This is a genomic window from Vibrio bathopelagicus, assembly GCF_014879975.1.
Lineage (GTDB): Bacteria > Pseudomonadota > Gammaproteobacteria > Enterobacterales > Vibrionaceae > Vibrio > Vibrio bathopelagicus.
This window is the reverse complement of the sequence record NZ_CP062501.1, coordinates 1,329,517-1,348,917: the sequence shown is the minus strand read 5'-3', so window position 1 is coordinate 1,348,917 and position 19,401 is coordinate 1,329,517. Positions and strand designations below refer to the sequence as shown.

20 protein-coding genes are annotated in these 19,401 nt (G+C 42.9%); 8 read left to right on the top strand and 12 right to left on the bottom strand.

Features of this window, described 5'->3' with window-relative positions; all coding sequences use genetic code 11:
* Positions 1-91: 91 nt before the first annotated feature.
* Positions 92-1,021, bottom strand: coding sequence for a DMT family transporter (locus IHV80_RS22225; protein ID WP_192892201.1), 930 nt, complete (start codon positions 1,019-1,021; stop codon positions 92-94).
* A gap of 170 nt (positions 1,022-1,191) precedes the next feature.
* Here IHV80_RS22225 and IHV80_RS22220 point away from each other — a divergent pair, with 170 nt between their 5' ends.
* Positions 1,192-1,650: an Lrp/AsnC family transcriptional regulator gene (locus IHV80_RS22220; protein WP_192891000.1), complete on the top strand. Its 459-nt coding sequence runs from the start codon at positions 1,192-1,194 to the stop codon at positions 1,648-1,650.
* Between the two features lie 173 nt (positions 1,651-1,823).
* Here IHV80_RS22220 and IHV80_RS22215 read toward each other — a convergent pair whose 3' ends face one another.
* A complete protein-coding gene (locus IHV80_RS22215; RefSeq protein ID WP_017062621.1) occupies positions 1,824-2,066 on the bottom strand; it encodes a hypothetical protein in 243 nt (80 codons plus the stop codon).
* Positions 2,067-2,335: 269 nt separating this feature from the next.
* Complete coding sequence (locus IHV80_RS22210; protein ID WP_192890999.1) at positions 2,336-2,911, bottom strand: hypothetical protein; 576 nt, start codon at positions 2,909-2,911, stop codon at positions 2,336-2,338.
* A 96-nt stretch (positions 2,912-3,007) separates the two neighbouring features.
* Here IHV80_RS22210 and IHV80_RS22205 point away from each other — a divergent pair, with 96 nt between their 5' ends.
* From IHV80_RS22205 to phaC, 5 genes are all read left to right on the top strand, one after another.
* Entirely contained in the window at positions 3,008-3,685 is a 678-nt protein-coding gene (locus IHV80_RS22205; RefSeq protein ID WP_192890998.1) for an SH3 domain-containing protein, read from the top strand.
* A 584-nt stretch (positions 3,686-4,269) separates the two neighbouring features.
* Positions 4,270-5,010, top strand: coding sequence for an SDR family oxidoreductase (locus IHV80_RS22200; RefSeq protein ID WP_192890997.1), 741 nt, complete (start codon positions 4,270-4,272; stop codon positions 5,008-5,010).
* Positions 5,011-5,036: 26 nt separating this feature from the next.
* Complete coding sequence (locus IHV80_RS22195) at positions 5,037-6,248, top strand: acetyl-CoA C-acetyltransferase (RefSeq protein WP_192892200.1); 1,212 nt, start codon at positions 5,037-5,039, stop codon at positions 6,246-6,248.
* Between the two features lie 95 nt (positions 6,249-6,343).
* Complete coding sequence (locus tag IHV80_RS22190; RefSeq protein WP_004731353.1) at positions 6,344-6,691, top strand: phasin family protein; 348 nt, start codon at positions 6,344-6,346, stop codon at positions 6,689-6,691.
* 75 nt (positions 6,692-6,766) lie between these two features.
* Complete coding sequence (gene phaC, locus IHV80_RS22185) at positions 6,767-8,563, top strand: class I poly(R)-hydroxyalkanoic acid synthase (protein WP_192890996.1); 1,797 nt, start codon at positions 6,767-6,769, stop codon at positions 8,561-8,563.
* Positions 8,564-8,689: 126 nt separating this feature from the next.
* Here phaC and IHV80_RS22180 read toward each other — a convergent pair whose 3' ends face one another.
* The 6 genes from IHV80_RS22180 to napF all read right to left on the bottom strand — a co-directional run bounded on the left by IHV80_RS22180 (position 8,690) and on the right by napF (position 13,331).
* Entirely contained in the window at positions 8,690-8,827 is a 138-nt protein-coding gene (locus IHV80_RS22180) for a TIGR02808 family protein (RefSeq protein ID WP_192890995.1), read from the bottom strand.
* Between the two features lie 11 nt (positions 8,828-8,838).
* On the bottom strand, positions 8,839-9,420 hold the full coding sequence (locus IHV80_RS22175) for a NapC/NirT family cytochrome c (RefSeq protein ID WP_017105877.1): 582 nt from the start codon (positions 9,418-9,420) through the stop codon (positions 8,839-8,841).
* 29 nt (positions 9,421-9,449) lie between these two features.
* Positions 9,450-9,911, bottom strand: coding sequence for a nitrate reductase cytochrome c-type subunit (locus IHV80_RS22170; protein WP_004731324.1), 462 nt, complete (start codon positions 9,909-9,911; stop codon positions 9,450-9,452).
* 125 nt (positions 9,912-10,036) lie between these two features.
* On the bottom strand, positions 10,037-12,526 hold the full coding sequence (gene napA / locus IHV80_RS22165) for a periplasmic nitrate reductase subunit alpha (protein ID WP_192890994.1): 2,490 nt from the start codon (positions 12,524-12,526) through the stop codon (positions 10,037-10,039).
* Complete coding sequence (locus tag IHV80_RS22160) at positions 12,523-12,828, bottom strand: chaperone NapD (RefSeq protein WP_102433845.1); 306 nt, start codon at positions 12,826-12,828, stop codon at positions 12,523-12,525. Before IHV80_RS22160 ends, napA begins: the two co-directional genes overlap by 4 nt.
* 23 nt (positions 12,829-12,851) lie before the next feature.
* Positions 12,852-13,331, bottom strand: coding sequence for a ferredoxin-type protein NapF (gene napF / locus IHV80_RS22155; protein ID WP_122055669.1), 480 nt, complete (start codon positions 13,329-13,331; stop codon positions 12,852-12,854).
* 253 nt (positions 13,332-13,584) lie between these two features.
* Between napF and narQ the strand changes: the two genes are divergently transcribed.
* Together narQ and IHV80_RS22145 are read left to right on the top strand one after the other, a co-directional pair.
* A complete protein-coding gene (gene narQ, locus IHV80_RS22150; RefSeq protein WP_192890993.1) occupies positions 13,585-15,315 on the top strand; it encodes a nitrate/nitrite two-component system sensor histidine kinase NarQ in 1,731 nt (576 codons plus the stop codon).
* Positions 15,302-15,934 (top strand): response regulator, encoded by a 633-nt coding sequence (locus IHV80_RS22145; RefSeq protein ID WP_102433842.1) that lies wholly within the window; start codon positions 15,302-15,304, stop codon positions 15,932-15,934. The genes narQ and IHV80_RS22145 overlap by 14 nt, the downstream gene beginning before the upstream one ends.
* A gap of 220 nt (positions 15,935-16,154) precedes the next feature.
* On the opposite strand, the gene dcuC is transcribed toward IHV80_RS22145, so the two are convergent.
* The 3 genes from dcuC to IHV80_RS22130 all read right to left on the bottom strand — a co-directional run bounded on the left by dcuC (position 16,155) and on the right by IHV80_RS22130 (position 19,131).
* On the bottom strand, positions 16,155-17,522 hold the full coding sequence (dcuC, locus tag IHV80_RS22140) for an anaerobic C4-dicarboxylate transporter DcuC (protein WP_192890992.1): 1,368 nt from the start codon (positions 17,520-17,522) through the stop codon (positions 16,155-16,157).
* Positions 17,523-17,927: 405 nt separating this feature from the next.
* Positions 17,928-18,434 (bottom strand): hypothetical protein, encoded by a 507-nt coding sequence (locus tag IHV80_RS22135; RefSeq protein WP_192890991.1) that lies wholly within the window; start codon positions 18,432-18,434, stop codon positions 17,928-17,930.
* A complete protein-coding gene (locus IHV80_RS22130; RefSeq protein ID WP_192890990.1) occupies positions 18,427-19,131 on the bottom strand; it encodes a winged helix-turn-helix domain-containing protein in 705 nt (234 codons plus the stop codon). Before IHV80_RS22130 ends, IHV80_RS22135 begins: the two co-directional genes overlap by 8 nt.
* Between the last annotated feature and the right edge of the window lie 270 nt (positions 19,132-19,401).

Here is a 19,401-nt window from a genome sequence, read left to right as displayed (position 1 = left end):
TCAATCAATTGAGCTTTGTTTGCCTGAGCCCTAGCGAAATGAACTCTTCAAGGGTTCATTTCGCTAAACAAAGTTCGCTAAACAAAGAGTGTTAAGCCCTTTTGTGATTAGGTGGTCGATACTGCATGGACTGGTCGTCTTTCATAAAGATGTTGCTCGCGACCAAACTGCCTATACAAATAGAACCAAGTGCAATCCAGGTCACGGTGTCCGGTACTTCGTTAAACAGTGGAATAGCCAACAATGTCGCGATGGCCGGAGTCGCACTGCCGAATGCTGCTGAACGTTCTGCCCCTAGGGTGTTAACCGCATAAAGGTAAGTGAAAGCTGCGATTAAACCAGCACCGACGCCTTGCACCGCTGAGTGTATTGAAAGCTCCGCTATTGGCCATTGCGCTATTGGCGCGACCATCAGATGGCTAGGCAATGTTCCTGTTAAGATCAACAATAACAATAGCAGGGTCGACGACAAGGAAATAAACCCTGCACTGACTAACGCATTGAGGTTGGCAACACGAGCCGAAATAGTAAAGGTTGCCCACATCAAACTCGCACACAGGAATAGCAAGTGACCTTTTGTGTATTCAAAGTTGAAATCACTGAGGCTACTCCCTAAGAACAATAAGATCCCCAATAGTACTAAGCTGAGCCCGGCAACACGGTGTCGACTAAGTGGTTGTTTGTAAAAAAGTACTGCAATACCAGTTACAAAAAGAGGTAATGTGCCCGGTACGAGAGCACTGCCATGTGAAACGGGTACAAAGTGCATCGCCGTGCCGGTGACTAATAAATAGGGGAGGCCACTGCCAGTAAACATGCCTGCGAGGTAGCGCTTGGGGACTGAATAGATAGCATCGCGGGCTTTCCAGACTAAAGGAAATAGAACTAAGGCAGGAATGAGAAATCGGGTGAGTGCAATATCAGCGGGTGTCAGAGCTGAGTTTGCGCCCCCTTTTAGTGAGAGAAAAAAGCTTGCCCAGATGAGCAGAGTAATCACGATAGATAGGTAGCCAAGATTCATAGTAAACAAGGACAATGGATGGTGCTTAATTATGAATTAAGAGTTATGCCACAAGTTGGCAAGTTTTGACCTTATTTAAGCTTAGCTTGATGATTTTTGCTAATATTTATTAGAATGTTAACTCATTCCACTCAATTTGATTTTCTCACCAACTAAGGTTTCGCGTTTCTATGGACAGAATTGACAGGCATCTACTCGAATTGCTGCAAAAGGACGGCAGATTGACGACCGCTGAATTAGCGGACGAAGTGGGTTTATCACCTTCGCCGTGTGCACGACGAATTAAAAGGCTGGAAGAAAAACGGATCATCGACGGTTATCGCGTCAGCCTATCGCGAGAACAAGTCGGAATTGCCATGAGTGTCTTCGTAGAAGTGAGCCTAAACAATCACCAAGAAGTGTCGATCGATAAATTTGAGGGTGCTATCGTCGAAATGGAAGAAGTGATCAGCTGCCACGTGGTATCTGGCGCTTATGATTACTTGTTAGAAGTGGTTAGCCCAAATCTTATGGCTTATGAGGCGTTTACAAGAAAGCTGCAACGACTCTCAAACGTAAAGGACATACATACGCATCTCGCGATAAGACAAGTGAAAGGTAATGCACCGCTGCCTGTTTATGTTGATTAAGCTGAAAGGGTTGCTTATACACATTGAGGTTGATCAGTGAGCTGAAAAAGCAAAGATCCACTGCTGATAGAAAAGTTAGATCGAAAACTAGACTTGGCTCGACGGCTTAAGATAGCAGACATAAAAAACGGAGCGCCTCGTGAAAGGCACTCCGTATATGATAGGTGCAAAACTTAGTGATACTTAAAGTTAGAGATTGAACAATCCCCAGTTTGAGCGTTAATTCTGAATGAAAAAGCATGTGAATGATAATCCACACCGTCATTCCAAATCGTCTCTCCAAATATCTTACATAGCTCTAGCTCACTTACTGAACCGAACTCTTCCATGTGTTTAGCTACAGATAAAAGTTTACCTCTTATCTCCGCAGTCCATTCCGTGTTACTCAAGCAGTTGAAAGCCATAGTTTTTTGCATATTACCTAGCCAAAATGTTTCTTGTTATTAAGTTATATGAATAATCATGATAACAATTTCTTGGCGTTTGTAAATCTATTTTGTGATGAATATCTCACATATTTGCTTGCGTTGGTCGGAAAGTGAACTTTATTGTTGATAGTTACCACATTAGCTTTACAAGCTATTGATAAAGCTTTGATTAACGATTTTTCTGGATATTTTGGCAGGAGAGTAGTCCGTTACAACGAGAAATCCAGTCGATGAACAGAGAAAGTTGAATGTGGGTTTCAGTTTGATGCATCGTTTATCGGTGCCTTTGCATGACGTGCTTCATTTATCATATTGGCTTCTTTACGATACTTTGACGACAGCTGACGGAATTTATCACTGAGCGTATGGAGATCTTTAGAGAGTGATTGTGAACTTGTTACATGCAATTGCGCGCTTTCAGATTGGCGCGGTAGCTTTGCCTTAGCACAGTGCTGAGCAACGGCTTGCCATGAGCGAGTGAGAGACTGAGCTCCTTCTAGTTCACTAGAAACGATGTATGCCTGTTTTAACAAAACTTGAGAGACATCATAAGCGGTATTCATGTGACTATTGAGCTGTGTATTAAACCTTTCTTCATACTTCGCCCAAAGCTCAATGATCTGTGTTTCGTTGAAGTGTTTAGATAGCAGTGTCTGTGATTCATAGGTTGAGAGCACTTGGTTGAATTCTTTGGTGTATTGGTTGTAGCGACCTTCAAATACGAGTTGGCGATCCAGTAGTGTTTGCCAGTTTTCGCGATTGCAATGGCTTGCGACCGCGACATTGGCAATCAAAGGTATACTCATAATGATAACCTTTACCCAAAAACGCATGACTTTCCTCTACTTACCGTGCTCTCTATAGAGAGTATAGATGAGTGGCAGCATGAGTTGATGTACACTTCATGTATACCTAAAACGGAAGAGCTGGTGGATTTGATGAAAAAAGCGCTGATCGCTTTACTTGTATTGTTAATATTGGGCGGAGGAGGAGCGGCGTACTACTTCTTTGTTATGAAAAAAGACCCAACACCAGCAGAGAAAACCGAAGAGTCCGCTGAAGAAGTTGCTCAGCCTGAAGCTGATTTAAAACCGATCATGGAACTTAAACCTGAGCCAGAGCAGACAGAGTTTTACGTTCTGGATAGAAAGCTTGAAGTGGTAGAACAGCCGGAAATTGATGGTTTGATAACAGATTACCTCTACAAAGGCGAAAAAGTCGAAGTGCTCGAAAAGCAGGGTGAATGGGCACGTATCTCAGATTACATAGTTCTAAAAGAAGGCGGTCCACAGACAGCCGAATGGGTTTCGATGTCTGGCCTATCGAATGATGAAGTGATTATTTCCGAGAAAGAAAGCATAGAGATATTGGATTCATATTTGGTTAAATCCGACGATCTGAAGATCCATAAAGAGAAGTTCCGCAATACGGTTGCAGAGCTGATCTCTGATGGCGAATGTGACCCAAGTGACTTCGAGGAACTAGGTGGTTGGGTGAAATCGGTGAAGTACAGTGACCGAGATGTCTATTTTATCTATTGTGGTGGACTGTCTCTTGAAAATAAAATTTATTTAGATGTAAATACAAATGAAATATTTACTAAGTAAGATATACTTCGCTATTAATATCATATGTATTAATAGCGATTAGCTTTTCTATTTATTGATTTAGATTGAAAGCCCACTCTCTTGAGAGTGGGCTTTTTTATTGCCTATTCACTTTTATTCATCTAGTCAGAATGTTAGCTAGTGTGATTTTAATATTTATTTATATTGAGTTCGATATAGAAAGACCCCGATAGATTTATTAATAGGGAATAATAAGCTCTCTATTATTTCCGCGATCAATTGTTTAGTTTTCCAATATTGCATTCTTCTTGAAACACGTTAAAGAGTGTTGTTTTATTTATAATAAACAAAGGCTTATCGGCTTGGTGATATAATTGAATTTAAATAAACCCTATTTATATCAGTAGTTTGGCAGAGTTTACATTAGCGTAACATTTCATGGGTTTTGGGATGTAAGTCAGATTTCTAGCCTTAACATGAAAATATTTTTTATTTGTAATAATACTTTTTGATTTTGAGATGTAGGGTTTAATTAAAGCAAAACGTAAAGTTTAATTATCGACTAAGACATTATCTTATTAACATCATTGTTATTTAATTGCTTGTAAGGGATGGAACCATTAATGAAAAAACTTGCTTTAATTACAGGATCAAAAGGCGGTATCGGCTCAGCAATTTCTTCTAAATTAGTCGCGGATGGCTATCGTGTTATCGCGACCTATTTTACTGGGAATTATCAGTGCGCACTGGATTGGTTTAATGAAAAACAATTTACTGAAGAGCAAGTGAGATTGTTTGAATTAGATGTCACCAACACCGCTGAATGTGCACAGAGCTTAAGCAAGTTGTTAGAAGAAGAAGGCACGGTGGATGTTTTGGTCAACAACGCCGGTATTACTCGTGACAGCGTTTTCAAAAAGATGGATGCCGAAGCTTGGAAAGAGGTGATTGAGACTAACCTCAACAGCCTTTTCAATGTGACACAGCCTCTGTTTGCACCGATGTGCGAAAAGGGCAACTGCCGAGTCATCAACATTTCGTCAGTGAACGGTCTTAAAGGTCAGTTCGGACAAACTAATTATTCCGCAGCAAAGGCTGGAATGATTGGTTTTTCAAAAGCACTCGCTGCTGAAGGTGCAAGAAGTGGTGTGACAGTAAACGTTGTTGCCCCTGGCTATACAGGCACGCCTATGGTTGAGCAAATGAAGCCTGAAGTCCTTGATTCAATTAAAAACCAAATCCCAATGAAACGTCTAGCGACGCCTGTAGAAATTGCAGACGCAGTGGGCTTTTTAGCAAGTGAATCTGGCGCATACATTACAGGCGAAACACTGTCTGTGAATGGCGGCTTGTACATGCACTAATAAGTGAAACTTAAGGGGATTGAATGATGGAAAAGGTATTTATTGTTGCTGCAAAGCGCACACCTATTGGTGCATTTACAGGGTCGTTAAAAAACATCACAGCAGGCGAGTTAGCGGGCGTCGCGATTAAAGGGGCTTTGGAGTCTGCTGATGTTCCATTAAACGTGATTGACGAAGTGATTGTTGGGAACGTGATTTCAGCGGGACAAGGAATGGGCGTTGCCCGTCAAGCCTCTCTTTACGCTGGACTTGCTGAAGAAGTCCCGGCTTATGGCGTTAACATGATCTGCGGCAGCGGTATGAAAGCGGTGATGGATGCGGCGGCTCACATTAAAGCAAAAGACGCTGAAGTAGTGATTGCGGCGGGTGTTGAGGTGATGTCTCAGATTCCTTTTATTGTGCCACCAAGTATTCGCAATGGTCACAAAATGGGTGACATCTCGATGAAGGACTTGCTGGTGGGTGATGGGTTAACAGACGCGTTCAATCATTATCACATGGGAATGACGGCTGAAAACATCGCCAACGCGTTAAATATTTCGCGTCTCGCACAAGATAACTACGCGTTAGAAAGCCAACAGAAAGCCGTAGCCGCAATCGAAGCGGGCAAGTTCCAAGGTCAAATCGTCTCTGTAGAAGTTAAGCAGCGCAGACAAACCGTCACTTTTGATACCGATGAGTATCCTAAGTCTGATGCGACGTTTGATGCTTTGCAAAAGCTTCGTCCGGCATTCGATCGAGAAGGAACTGTCACTGCTGGTAATGCGTCAGGCATCAATGATGGTGCAAGTGCCATTATCTTAGCGTCTGAATCGGCGGTCGTGAAATACGGCCTGACACCACTGGTCGAGCTGAGTAGCTACGCGCAATCTGGTTTAGATCCCAAAATCATGGGGCTAGGCCCAGTAGAAGCGGTATCTAAAGCGTTAGACAAAGCGGACTTAACTTTAGAAGAAGTCGAGTTGTTTGAGCTGAATGAAGCTTTCGCTGCACAGGCGTTAGGCGTGATGTACCAGTTGTCTGAACAACATGATCTACCGCTTGAGGCGTTTAGATCTAAAGTCAATGTTAACGGTGGCGCTATTGCACTTGGTCATCCTTTAGGGGCATCAGGTAACCGAATTATTGTTTCACTCATCCACGAGATGATCGAACAGCATACCAATTATGGTGTTGCTTCGCTTTGTGTGGGCGGGGGAATGGGAACCGCTGTTTTGCTTAAAGGCATCGAGGACTAAAACTCGGCGTGCCATAGGCAAGCCCAATTGTATTTTTAAACTATTTCTTTATTAAGCTATTTCTTCACTAACTATGTATTCACCAGGAGTTACTTATGTACACGGATATTTTCAAAACAATCACAGACCAGACAGAAAAGCAGTTCGAACCGTACTTGAAATTCAATAAGTTGGTTGCAAAGAACGTTCAAACAATGACTGAACTTCAAATGAATGCGTTGCAGACTTATACCGATATGGGTCTTGCACAAATGAAAGCAGTCAGTGAAATCAAAGACGTAAATAGTCTTACAGCTTTTAACGGTCAGCAACTAACGGCACTCACTCAATTATCTCAACAGATGATGAGTGATAGCTCAAAAATGCAAGCTGCTGCAAAAGAGTTCAAAGAAGATGTTGAAACACTAACAACTGAAAATTTGAAAACAGTTACACCTGCATAAAATTAGTCGCCATCGAGTTGGTACAGGTTGGCCTGTGCCGCTTGGTGGCGATTTTCCGATTATTGGAGTCATGTTATGTTTCAACACTTCTTTCCGGACTACCTTGTTAAGCTTCAACAAACGAACCAGCAATGGTGGGAAAATTTTGAACAAAACAAGGAAGCCGCGCAATCTCCCCTAAATAAAGCGATGCAAGAATTGAATTTTGATGATGCATCAAAAATCTTCGAGCAAGCCGCAAACCAACCAGCCGTTCTACTTCAGTTGCAATCCCAATGGTGGGAACAGCAACTGCAAATCTGGCAAAACGCAGCACTGATGGGTAACACCGAGAGCGTTATCGCTGAAGATCGTGGTGACAAGCGTTTTATCGATGATGCATGGAAGAACGACCCTTTCTATAGCTTCATCAAGCAATCTTATTTGCTGTTTAGTAAAAGCTATATCGATACCATCAACTCGATTGAAGGCATTGACGAGAAAACCAAAGAGCGTGTAGCGTTCTTTTCACGTCAGGCAATCAATGCAATGTCCCCAAGCAATTTTATCGCGACCAATCCAGAGTTGATGAAGCTGACTCTTGAGAGAAATGGCGAGAACCTTCTTGATGGGTTAGAGCAGTTGCAAGCGGACGTGGAAGCGAGTGCCGACATCCTTAAGATCCGCATGACCAACAATAATGCATTCCGATTGGGTGTGGATGTTGCGAATACAGAAGGTGATGTCGTCTTTCAAAATGATTTGTTTGAGTTGATTCAGTATCACCCAAAGACACCACAAGTCAATGCGACACCATTGTTGATCGTTCCGCCGTTTATCAATAAGTACTATATTCTCGACCTCCGTGAAAAGAACTCGATGGTGCGTTGGTTGCTTGAACAAGGGCATAGCGTATTTATGATGTCTTGGCGCAATCCGGGTGAGGCACAGAAAGACCAAGAATTCGGAGACTACGTCACGGAAGGTGTTGTTAAGGCGGTTACCGCTATTGAAGACATTACCGGCAAAGAGCAAATCAATGCGGCGGGTTATTGTATTGGCGGCACGGTACTCGCATCTACGGTGGCTTACTATGCAGCTAAGCGTATGAAGAAACGCATAAAAACGGCGACCTTCTTTACCACGTTATTAGATTTCTCTCAGCCGGGTGAGGTTGGGGCGTACATCAATGAGACGATAATCGACGCGATTGAGAAACAGAACGACGCTAAAGGTTATATGGATGGTCGCTCGTTGAGCGTGACGTTCAGTTTGCTTCGAGAGAACAGCTTATACTGGAACTATTACATCGATAACTACCTCAAAGGCAGCAGCCCGATGGAGTTTGACCTATTGTACTGGAACAGTGATAGCACGAACGTGGCGGCTAAATGTCATAACTTCTTGCTGCGAGAGCTCTACCTTGAAAACAAACTGGTTCAAGATAAAGGCGTGAAAGTAGGCGGTGTTTGGATTGATTTGAATAAGATCAAAATACCAAGCTACTTTATCTCAGCCAAAGAAGACCATATTGCTTTGTGGCAAGGAACTTACCGTGGTGCATTGAACACCGGTGGCAACAAAACGTTTGTTCTGGGTGAGTCTGGTCATATCGCAGGCATTGTTAACCATCCAGAGAAAAAGAAATACGGCTACTGGTTGAACGACAACCTAGACGACTCTGCTGACGAATGGCTAAACAACGCAAGCCATAATGAAGGGTCATGGTGGACACACTGGGATCAATGGTTACAAGGCTTTGAAGCTGACGAGAAAATCGAACCTTTCAATCAAGGCTCAGAGCTGAACCCTGTGATTGGCAAAGCACCAGGCAACTATGTAAAACAGGTGCTGCCAATTGTTGATAAAGAGACAGCAGAGAAAGAAGCTTAGAGTGTTAAGTCAAATTCAATAATAAAAATATTCAACGCCAGACAATAAAAAAGCCACTGAATTCAGTGGCTTTTTAGTGTCAACTCATCCCAAAAAAATTGGCATAAGTTGAAGTGATTTCGGCTCTTAATCGATTTCTTTGTCTTTAGTCATAGATAAAAGCCAAAGAGATACGGCTGCAACACCTGCAAAGCCACCAAGAATGATAACTGGCATAGCACTGTAACCTAGGACGTGCCAAATTACGCTTTCTAAAGTACTCATTCAATCGCTCCTTATTGCCAGCCTTCAACGCCGTGCATGTCTGGTAGTTTATGTGCGATACCTTTGTGGCAATCTACACACGTTTTTTCACCAGAAGCTAGCGCAGTTGAGTGTTGTTTCGCACTACGAGGGCTTTGCTCTGAGAAGTCCATGTAATCGAACTGGTGACAGTTACGACACTCAAGTGAGTCATTGCCTTTCATACGTTTCCACTCACGTTCAGCAAGGTGAGCACGACGTGCTTTGAACTTCTCTTCAGTATCGATGGTTTTCGCAATAAAGTGTGCGTACAACTCTTTAGATGCCTGAACCTTGCGAACAATCTTATCTGTCCACTCGTGAGGTACGTGACAATCTGAACAGATAGCACGAACGCCTGAGCGGTTAGAGTAGTGAATTGTTTCTTGGATTTCAGCAACAATAGGAGCGTGACAACCAGAACAGAACTCTTCCGTGTTGGTTGCTTGCATACCTGTGTTAAATGCACCCCAGAACAAAAGACCGCCTGCGAACCCCAAGAAAAGTACAACGCCTACCGCTGCTTTACTTGGTGTCGCGAGTCTTTTCCAAAATGCTTTAAGTAATTTTATCATATATAGCCTCTCTTACCGTCTGGCTACGATTAACGCAGTGAATCTACAGGTTTGAACTCGTTCTCAACTAGTGGCTTAGCATTAGCTTGAGGTACGTGACACTGTAGACAGAAATAACGACGAGGTGATACGTCTGCAAGTACCGCATCTTCACGGTTCATGTAGTGAGTTACACTCACTTTAGTCGCACCCATTTCTTTTGCGTTTTTCCAGCTGTGGCAAGAAAGACACTTGTTAGCGTTAAGAGAAACTTCATAGCTACGAATAGTATGAGGCACTAGAGGTGGTTGGTATACGTAGTCGCTCTCAAGTACTTGGTCACGAGGGAACTTTTTGAAGTCATCTGCTGCGCGAGTAGCTTCAAGTTCACTTGCACCACGTAGAGACTCTACGCCACCAATGCCGCCTGGGTTATCCAGCTCAGCTTGAGCTTGAACTGCACCAGCTAGCAAAAGACCAGCTGATAGTAGGGCAGTAATCAGTTTTTTCATGGTTAATTTCTCCGCCTAAAGGCTAATTCTTTGAGTGGACTACTTCTTTCAAAAAGTGATGAAAAAAGTAGTCGCAATATTAAATACGTTAGATCTTGTATCTAGGTTCTAAAAGCAATTGGCGCTTAAGAAACCTTAGTGATCTTAACTGGACACTTCTTGTAATCCGTCTGCTTAGACAGAGGATCCGTTGCATCCAAGATCAACTTGTTGATCAGAATTCTTGCATCAAAGAATGGTACGAATACCAAGCCTTGTGGTGGACGGTTACGACCACGAGTTTCAACACGAACGCGTACTTCACCACGTTTGTTTTCGATAAGAACTTCATCACCACGGCGAAGGCCACGAGCTTTAGCGTCAGCAGGGTGGATGTAACAAAGTGCATCCGGTACTGCTTTGTAAAGTTCTGGTACACGACGAGTCATAGTACCTGTGTGCCAGTGCTCAAGAACACGACCTGTACATAGCCACATATCGTATTCATCGTTTGGTACTTCTGGTGGCGCTTCGTATGGAGCGTTGATGATCAGTGCTTTGCCATCTGGCTTGCCGTAGAAGTCCCAGTCAGAACCTTTCTTAGCGTATGGATCTGAACCTTCTTTAAAGCGCCATAGTGTTTCTTTACCGTCAACAACAGGCCAACGTAGGCCGCGCACTTTGTGGTAAGTATCGTATGGTGCTAAATCGTGACCATGGCCACGACCAAAGGTTGCGTATTCTTCGAATAGACCTTTTTGTACGTAGAAACCTTGAGCTTGTGCGTCGTCGTTAAGCTCTTGAGCTTCAGACAGAGGGAAAGCATCAACATTACCGTTTTTGTAAAGCACGTCGTACATCGTTTTACCGCGGTACTCAGGCGCCTTAGCAAGAAGCTCTTCGCCCCAAACTTCTTCAACAGTGAAGCGTTTAGAGAACTCCATGATTTGCCATAGGTCAGACTTCGCTTCACCTACGGTTTTAACTTGTTGGTACCAAGCTTGTGTACGACGTTCTGCGTTACCGTAAGCACCTTCTTTCTCGATCCACATTGCTGTAGGAAGGATAAGGTCAGCCGCTTGAGCCGTTGCTGTTGGGTATGGGTCTGAACAAACAATGAAGTTGTCTGGGTTACGGTAACCAGGCAGACGTTCAGTGTTGATGTTTGGACCTGCTTGCATGTTGTTGTTACACATTACCCAGTACGCATTGATCTTACCGTCTTTAAGCATACGGTCTTGAACAACAGCGTGAGCACCTGGCTTAGCTGGGATAGTGCCTTCTGGAAGTTTCCAGATCTCTTCTGAAATCTTACGGTGTTTAGGGTTAGCAACAACCATATCTGCCGGAAGACGGTGAGAGAAGGTACCAACTTCACGAGCTGTACCACACGCAGATGGTTGGCCAGTTAGTGAGAATGGGCTGTTACCTGGAGTCGAAATCTTACCTGTAAGAAGGTGGATGTTGTACACAAGGCTGTTCATCCATACACCACGAGTATGTTGGTTCATACCCATAGTCCAAAGTGACATTACTTTGATGTTTGGATCTGCGTATTGCTTAGCCAGCTTGATAAGGTCATCTTGAGATACACCTGACATTTCAGACGCTTTCTCAACGGTGTATTCAGCAACAGAAGCTTTGTAGTTCTCGAAGCTAATATCAGTCATTTTGCCTGAGTTAGGGTTCGCAGCAGCTTGCTGTAGTGGATCGTCGTCACGAAGGCCATAACCGATGTCTGTCGTTGCTTGCTTGAAGTTCGTGTGCTTGTTCACGAAATCCCAGTTAACGGCATCGTTTTGAATGATGTAGTTAGCAATGAAGTTAGCAATCGCTAGATCTGATTGAGGTTCGAAGATGTAACCCGTGTCTGCAAGCTCGAATGAACGGTGGTAGTAAGTAGACAGTACGTTTACTTTAACGTGTGGGTGGCTTAGACGACGGTCTGTAATACGAGTCCATAGTACTGGGTGCATTTCAGCCATGTTTGAACCCCACAGTACGAATGCGTCTGCGTGTTCAAAGTCATCGTAACAACCCATTGGCTCATCGATACCGAAGGTACGCATGAATGCACCTACCGCAGAAGCCATACAGTGACGAGCGTTTGGATCGATGTTGTTTGAACGGAAGCCTGCTTTCATCAGCTTAACTGCTGCGTAGCCTTCCATTACAGTCCACTGGCCTGAACCGAACATACCAACGCCTGTTGGACCGTTCTTCTTCAGAGCAGCTTTCCATTTCTCAGCCATTACGTCGAAAGCTTGGTCCCAAGATACTGGTGTAAAGTCACCATCTTTGTGGAACTCGCCGTCTTTCATACGAAGAAGTGGCTGTTCAAGACGGTCTTTGCCGTACATGATTTTTGAAAGGAAGTAGCCTTTAATACAGTTAAGGCCTTTGTTTACAGGTGCTTCTGGATCGCCTTGAGTTGCGACCACTTTACCGTTTTGAGTACCTACTAGTACTGAACAACCCGTACCGCAAAAACGACAAGGCGCTTTATCCCACGTGATTTTTGTTTGATCTGAGCTAGCAATCAGGTTGGTTGCTGTTGCTGGTAGTGTTACGCCCGCAACGGCTGCCGCTGATGCAGCCGCGTTTGCTTTCACAAACGCACGTCTTGTCATTTTCATACTTCACCCTCAAGTTGAGAATTGTTGCTTCCAGTTTCTAAATCCGTTTCGTCGAGCTCAGTCTCGATTTGGTGATAAACCAAAGCTGTCCCCAAAACGTTCTTAATGTTATTTATTGCTTCGATGGTGTCCGTTACAAAACCTTGGTTTTCGGTTTCTAGGACCACGATGATTTTGCCTTCAGGGCTGTCCCCGTAGATCTCTGCATTATCAAACTTCTCGATTTCTGCTTTGATCTCGACCAGATGCTCTGGGCTCACATGCACGACTAAACTTGATATATGCACTTCATTTAGTGCCATAAATTGCTCTCGTTATTTTTGTTTTATGCATTACTCACAAGAATAGCTGAAGTAGGGCAAACTGCTACGCAGGCTCCACAACCGTTACACTCATTTAACTCGATTTTTGGTAGAGCAACACTGCCTGCTCTAAGTTGAAATTGAATGGCCATAGGTTCACACATGTCACCACAGCTTCGGCATTCAACATTTTGTTGCGCTAAACACTTATCAGAAATACGTGCTTTTGCTTGCCAAGGCTCTCCTTGCTTTGGCTTGAAAATAGGTTCAGGACAAACATCTGCACATTGATAGCAGAACGTACATTCATCAATAGAGAAATCGACGGTAGGAAATCCACCATCGCCTACAATGATTATCTTAGTCTCACAACTCTCGATGCATTTACCGCAGCGAGTGCAGTCATCTACAAAGCTTTCTAGGTTGTTAATCCAAGGCAAACGAATCTGGCTTGAGTCAACTTTTCGTCTTGAAAATAGACGGCGTTTTGATAGATCTACCACTAGATACCTATGGATGTTGCTAAGATGTTGTAATTGTAGGTCATTATTCTATTAATATCTTGTAATTAGTCCTCACAAGTAGTGTAGTTTTAGAAACAATTGTATAAATACCCCCTAAGGGCTAATTAGGGGCATATATTGTCTTAGATCAATAAATTACAAAGCGAGTGATCACATATTGAATGGAGCTATGATTTTTGATGTGTGACAATACGATCTTGCTGGCTTTCCACCTCTTACTAGGAAGACTCTTTTGCTTATAAAACCGGTTTCATCTGTCACTAGCACAATAGCAAAATCCTTGCTGTCTATACTGCTGCTGTCGGTTGCTACAACTGGCTTTGCTATCTTTACTTTGGCGTCGAGTTTGAATGATGCAGAAGCAGTAAACGTGGCAGGTTCGATGCGTATGCAGAGCTATCGTTTGGCGCATGATATTCAAATAGAATCAGTTGATTACAATTCGCACATTTATGAATTCGAAAAGTCTCTGTATTCGCCCTCTATGGCTGAACTCGTCAGTTGGGAAGTTCCGACAGATATCACAGAAGATTACTATTTAATCATTGGCCGTTGGCACGAGCTGAAGCGTGTTTTGAATAGCGAAGATCGTAAGCACTATTTGGTGTTAGTTGAAAACTTCGTGAACGAGATAGACCACTTTGTTTTCAAGCTTCAAGAGTTTTCAGAAAATAAGCTGATTAAATTAGCGTGGGCTGGTGGCGTAGGGCTAGGTGGTATTCTCGTCATATCTCTTTTTGTTGTTCATTTCGTACGTAAACAGGTTGTTAAGCCTCTGCATGCCTTAGTTAGAGCAAGTCAGCGAATAAAGAACAGTGACTTTGAGGTTCAGTTGGAAGTAACGAACAGTAATGAACTCGGTATTTTGACCAAAACGTTCAACTCAATGGCCAAAGATTTGGGTGTGCTTTATCGAAATCTCGAAGATGTCGTTGATGCCAAAACGATTGAATTGCAAAACGCTAACCAATCATTACAAGCGCTTTACTATTCTTCTCAAGAACTCACGGTAACGCGGATTGCACCTGAAAACTTTCGGGCTATCTTGCAGCACTTAGTTAGCTTAGAGGGGATTGAGTCATTAAGATTAGAGATTGTTGATAATTCAGGTCGTTCGTTGATTATGGATGAGGGCTACGACTCGAATCGTGATTATGAAAAATTCGAGATGAAGTTGGATGATAACGAACTCATTTTGGGTTACCTGTATTGCTCATATCACCATGGACACTCAACGAAGACGTTAATAGAGAGCTTTATTCAACTGTTATCGCGAGCAATCTATTATAATCGCGCGCAAAAGAAAGCCGAGCAGCTTATTATTATGGAAGAGCGTGCGACAATTGCACGTGAGCTGCATGATTCACTTGCTCAGTCGCTTTCGTATCTGAAAATCCAAGTGACCTTATTGAAGCGTGTGATTGGTAAATTACCAGAGCAAAAACACCGCGAGCAATCAGAGCAAATTGCTTCAGAAATAGGTAACGGCTTGGCCGATGCTTATACTCAGTTAAGAGAGCTGCTCACTACATTTAGGTTATCCATTAAAGAGGGTAACTTCGGAGATGCTTTGAGCACCATGCTCGAGCAACTCAGTGAAAGAACGGATGCCAAGATTAACTTAACCAATAATCTGTCATCGATTGAGCTTGATGCGCATAGCCAAGTTCACTTGCTTCAATTGATTCGTGAAGCAACAATAAACGCAATAAAACACGCCAATGCCGACTTGATAGATGTATGCTGTATCGATGAAGATGGTGAAGTATTAGTCGTGATCAAAGATAATGGAGATGGCTTTGACCCTGGTAGTTCGAGAATGAACCACTATGGGATGAGCATTATGCAGGAGCGTGCGGCAAGACTGAATGGCGACTTAACGATTGAAGCGGCTCAAGGTGAAGGCTGTACAGTCATATTGAAATATAAAAGTTTGAAGGAAGTTAAAGTTGACGATTTGTAAAGTAATGCTGGTTGATGATCATCCACTGATGCGCCGAGGTATAAGCCAATTACTGAGCTTTGAAGATGAGTTTGAAGTGATTGCAGAAGCGAGTAATGGCACTGAAGCAGTCGCTCTTGCTCACGAAGAAGAACCTGATTTGATCCTTCTGGATCTTAATATGAAAGGGATGTCTGGATTAGATACCCTAAAAGCACTTCGTACCGATGGTTCAAGCGCTAACATTGTTATTTTAACCGTATCGGATAGCCCTGCAGATATCGAAGCTATCGTAAAAGCGGGTGCTGATGGTTACTTGTTGAAAGACACCGAACCCGATGAACTTATTGAATTGCTTAAGCAAGCACATGGCGGCGACAAAGCCTACAGCAGTGTCGTTTCTCGTTACCTAAACGACGCAGACAGTCGCAATGACATTTTTGACCAACTGACTGAGCGTGAAACTCAGATCCTTCAAGAAGTTGCTAAAGGGTACCGTAACAAGCAAATTGCTGATCATCTGTTTATCTCTGAATCGACAGTTAAGGTACATATGAAAAGCTTGCTGAAGAAGCTGCAAGTACCTTCACGTACGGCGGCAACGGTTTTGTATCTAGAACGCTATGGTGAAATGAAGTAGGGCTTGTTCCTTTGAAATAAAACTATTTCAAGCCGTGCTATTAGTTACAATGTTCGGGTCAAATAACGTGAGGTTCTAACAATAGTTTCTCGCGATGGCTTCTAAATAGCTTCTAATGATTTTGAACATGTGACATTAAAAAGGCGCTGAACTTATTAAGTTCAGCGCCTTTTTGTTTAAGCATTTTATATCTAAATTATCATGTCTCTTTTACTGACAATTAAGCCGCCATTGGAACCAATACAAGCGTACCGAAGATAACCGTGATAAGACCACAGATTACAGGAACAGAAGTACGTTTTACTACTTCAAATGGGCTGATTTTACCCATACCAGAAGTCGCGACAATTACACCAGATACTGGCGAGATGGTACGACCTAGGTTCGATGCTTGAAGCATTGGGATGATTAGGAACGCTGGGTTCAAGCCCATTTTCGCAGCAAGTGACGGAGCAAGTTCTACGAATGCATAGAATGGTGCGTTACCAGAACCTGTCGCGATAGCAGCTGCAACCGTTAGACCCGTTAGGATAAGCATTAACGCGATGCCGCCTGCGCCTGCCGATTCAGCAAGACCGATTAGGTTATCAATAGCGCCGATAGACATTAGACCTTGAGCAAATACGCCCGCTGCAACCAACAACATTACTACGCCTTTGAAAGCGTCAGCCATACCTTGGTAGCAAGAATCTAGGTCTTCTAGTGTTTTCTCGCCGTCAAACTTCTTAACAACGTAATCGATAACTGCACCCACGAAGATTGAGCCCACTACGATAGTGTAGATATCAAGTGAAAGCCCAGGAATGGTGCGGCCGTTGAATAGGAAAACGCCGATGATAGGTAGGAATGGCAGTGCAGCGTAGAAAGCGGGAGCCGTAGTTTCAATTTCAGAAACGTCTACTTTTTCCATTGGTGTGTTTTCTTTCTTATCCAGATACTTGTTCCAGAAGAAAGCGGCTGCAGCCATCACGATGATTGCACAAATAGAAACAGGAAGTACTGTTTGAACGGCAAACACATCAAGAGACATTCCTGATTTTTCAGCTGCAATAACCACATCACCAGACGTTGGCGAAAGGATGATTGCCGCTGGTGAAGCACAAACCGCGACAGCAGCAGGGCGAGAAATACCCATCGCTGTCATCATTGGGAATAGGGTCGCCATCAATAGAACACCAAGGCCTGTTGCAGAACTTACTGCTAGAGACATTAGACACGCTACGATGTAAGCCGCAACAAGAAGTACATAGGGAGACTTGATAGCCGCAAGTGGTTTAGAAAATTGCTTTACTACCACGTTGTTCGCGCCGATGTGAGTCATGTATGAAGCGAAACCACACAGAAGCATGATTTGCATGCCTAGGCCGCCCCCGCGGTATTGAAGCATGTACTTAACGAATTCTAGTGAGTCGGTAACCATGTTACCTGTTGAAGCTACCTTAGCTGGTAAAACTGTGTGGCCAATAAGGCCAGTAATAAGAAGTAGGGCAAGGCCAGCAGTTAATAATACGCCTGCTGCTTTATAGCCTTTCACAATAAAGTAACCAACAGCGATGGTAATCACTAATCCGATCAAGAGCTCTAACATAGAAATCTCCACAAAGTTTAAAAAATATAAGAAAGTGTTTCAGAATATGACAATGAATGTACAGAAAACTGCACTGTGGCACGAGGCATAGTTGAGGTTGATATGATCTAAGACAAACATTTTTTTCTATGTTAATTGTGGTTATAAATCGTGATTAACTACTGTTGTTTAGATGTTAATAAACAAATTTTGCAGCTCGTCAGAATATAACTTGGATCACCTTTGGTTGTTCTAGTTGCATATGGATGTGTTGTTTTATAAATTGAGGCTGTTTTTGTGCATTGGAGGGGAAGTTGTAACGAAGTGGGTATTTATTGGAGTAAAGAGGTGAGAATGTCAGCTTTAACGCCCACTTATGCTTAAGTCAGCGTTAAGCATAAGTAGACGTAAAAATGGAGAGCGAGTTTAGTTCATATCTACATCAGGAATATCGTTTGAATAGGTGGATAATTCAGAACAGACCACCTTCTTACAAAAGTGAATCATCCCATAGCGCGTCACCAGCAATAACTCTTCTCTATTCAATGGAATGTAAGGCATGGCGTCAGACGATAATGTAGCCCCTTCACTAATCATGACCTTTTCGTAAAACGACAACTCGCGATTGGGGATGATTTGTTGGTGTTGGTTCTCATCCAGTGAGATGTCGTGTTGAGTGACTGAATAAGACCCCGATGACGTAAAGCCGACTTGCTTGGTCGACACGTACAATAGGTCGTAGCTGTCATTCTTCTTAAATTCGATGTTAATAGAAGACTGGTTATGAATCATATTATTGGACGGGTTAATAATCGATGCTGTATTCGCCAAATAATGCCCTTCAAGGTGTGACTTAGGAATAAAAGTAGAAAGCCAGCCGACTAATACGCCAAGTAGTACCACAAAAATTGCTGTATTCATTTTGTTATTCACAAGTCACTCCTTTAAATCCGGCAGGGAAGCTCAGAGATTTTCCTGAATTATCGATGATGATTTTGCGTCCCTTATATTCGTAAAGCGTCACGTTGAATAACTCATTAAAAGTGAACTCCTCGGATTCGATTTTACAAGAGATAAAATGCTGGCCTACGAGATCTTCGCCTAGACTATTTCTATCTAAATAAGAAAACAGATAATGGGATAAACCTGCAGTCACCACAAATAGTGCAACCAGTGCTAACATACTATTTGTTTTTTTCGGTGCGGCAGTTGTCTTGGTTGTTGAGCTTTCTGTCGCTTTACTGTCTTCAGGTTGTTTCGTTTCCTGTTTTGGTTGCGATTGAATTTTACGAAGTGCGCGTTCTTTGTCTTGTGTCACTTGCCCTGCAAATCTGTATCCTTTACCGCGCTCAGTGACGATGATCATCCCGCTCTTATCTTCTAACGCTTTTCGGCAAATAGAGATGGTTTGCATTAGGCTGCCATCTTCAACGTATATACCTTTAGACACCCACACTTGTTCAATAAGCACTTGGCGAGTGATCACCTCATTGGGTCTCGAGATAAAAAACTTAAGCAGCTCTGATTCATTAGAACCTATTGGGTACGTACGGCCCGTCTTAAAGTGATGGATTTCACTCTCTTCTAAATTGACCTGTATATCATCATTGATAATAAATTCAGCAGACATCTGGGTTCTCATTGTTATAAGCGTTCTAACCTAAATATAACAAATATTACAACAAACATAAACTTACTGATTTCATCGTCTTTGATGTTTAAGTGTTTGAGTTTACGTTGATTATTAACCAAATTAGATTTCCTTATATACCTTTTTGAGGTTGTTTAATGCGGTTTCAGGTGCTTGCCGTTAGTAGCTATTGGATCATTAACGGGTGACGCTGATTTAGTGGGTGTGGGTTAACTGCTCAAATTTCTTACGTAGTTTTATCAACGTGTC

Excerpts from the sequence above, each read along its gene's own strand:
- IHV80_RS22225 (WP_192892201.1), bottom strand. The coding sequence starts at position 1,021 with ATGAATCTTGGCTACCTATCTATCGTGATTACTCTGCTCATCTGGGCA.
- IHV80_RS22220 (WP_192891000.1), top strand. The coding sequence starts at position 1,192 with ATGGACAGAATTGACAGGCATCTACTCGAATTGCTGCAAAAGGACGGC.
- IHV80_RS22215 (WP_017062621.1), bottom strand. The coding sequence starts at position 2,066 with ATGCAAAAAACTATGGCTTTCAACTGCTTGAGTAACACGGAATGGACT.
- IHV80_RS22210 (WP_192890999.1), bottom strand. The coding sequence starts at position 2,911 with ATGCGTTTTTGGGTAAAGGTTATCATTATGAGTATACCTTTGATTGCC.
- IHV80_RS22200 (WP_192890997.1), top strand. The coding sequence starts at position 4,270 with ATGAAAAAACTTGCTTTAATTACAGGATCAAAAGGCGGTATCGGCTCA.
- IHV80_RS22195 (WP_192892200.1), top strand. The coding sequence starts at position 5,037 with ATGGAAAAGGTATTTATTGTTGCTGCAAAGCGCACACCTATTGGTGCA.
- IHV80_RS22190 (WP_004731353.1), top strand. The coding sequence starts at position 6,344 with ATGTACACGGATATTTTCAAAACAATCACAGACCAGACAGAAAAGCAG.
- phaC (WP_192890996.1), top strand. The coding sequence starts at position 6,767 with ATGTTTCAACACTTCTTTCCGGACTACCTTGTTAAGCTTCAACAAACG.
- IHV80_RS22180 (WP_192890995.1), bottom strand. The coding sequence starts at position 8,827 with ATGAGTACTTTAGAAAGCGTAATTTGGCACGTCCTAGGTTACAGTGCT.
- IHV80_RS22175 (WP_017105877.1), bottom strand. The coding sequence starts at position 9,420 with ATGATAAAATTACTTAAAGCATTTTGGAAAAGACTCGCGACACCAAGT.
- IHV80_RS22170 (WP_004731324.1), bottom strand. The coding sequence starts at position 9,911 with ATGAAAAAACTGATTACTGCCCTACTATCAGCTGGTCTTTTGCTAGCT.
- napA (WP_192890994.1), bottom strand. The coding sequence starts at position 12,526 with ATGAAAATGACAAGACGTGCGTTTGTGAAAGCAAACGCGGCTGCATCA.
- IHV80_RS22160 (WP_102433845.1), bottom strand. The coding sequence starts at position 12,828 with ATGGCACTAAATGAAGTGCATATATCAAGTTTAGTCGTGCATGTGAGC.
- dcuC (WP_192890992.1), bottom strand. The coding sequence starts at position 17,522 with ATGTTAGAGCTCTTGATCGGATTAGTGATTACCATCGCTGTTGGTTAC.
- IHV80_RS22130 (WP_192890990.1), bottom strand. The coding sequence starts at position 19,131 with ATGTCTGCTGAATTTATTATCAATGATGATATACAGGTCAATTTAGAA.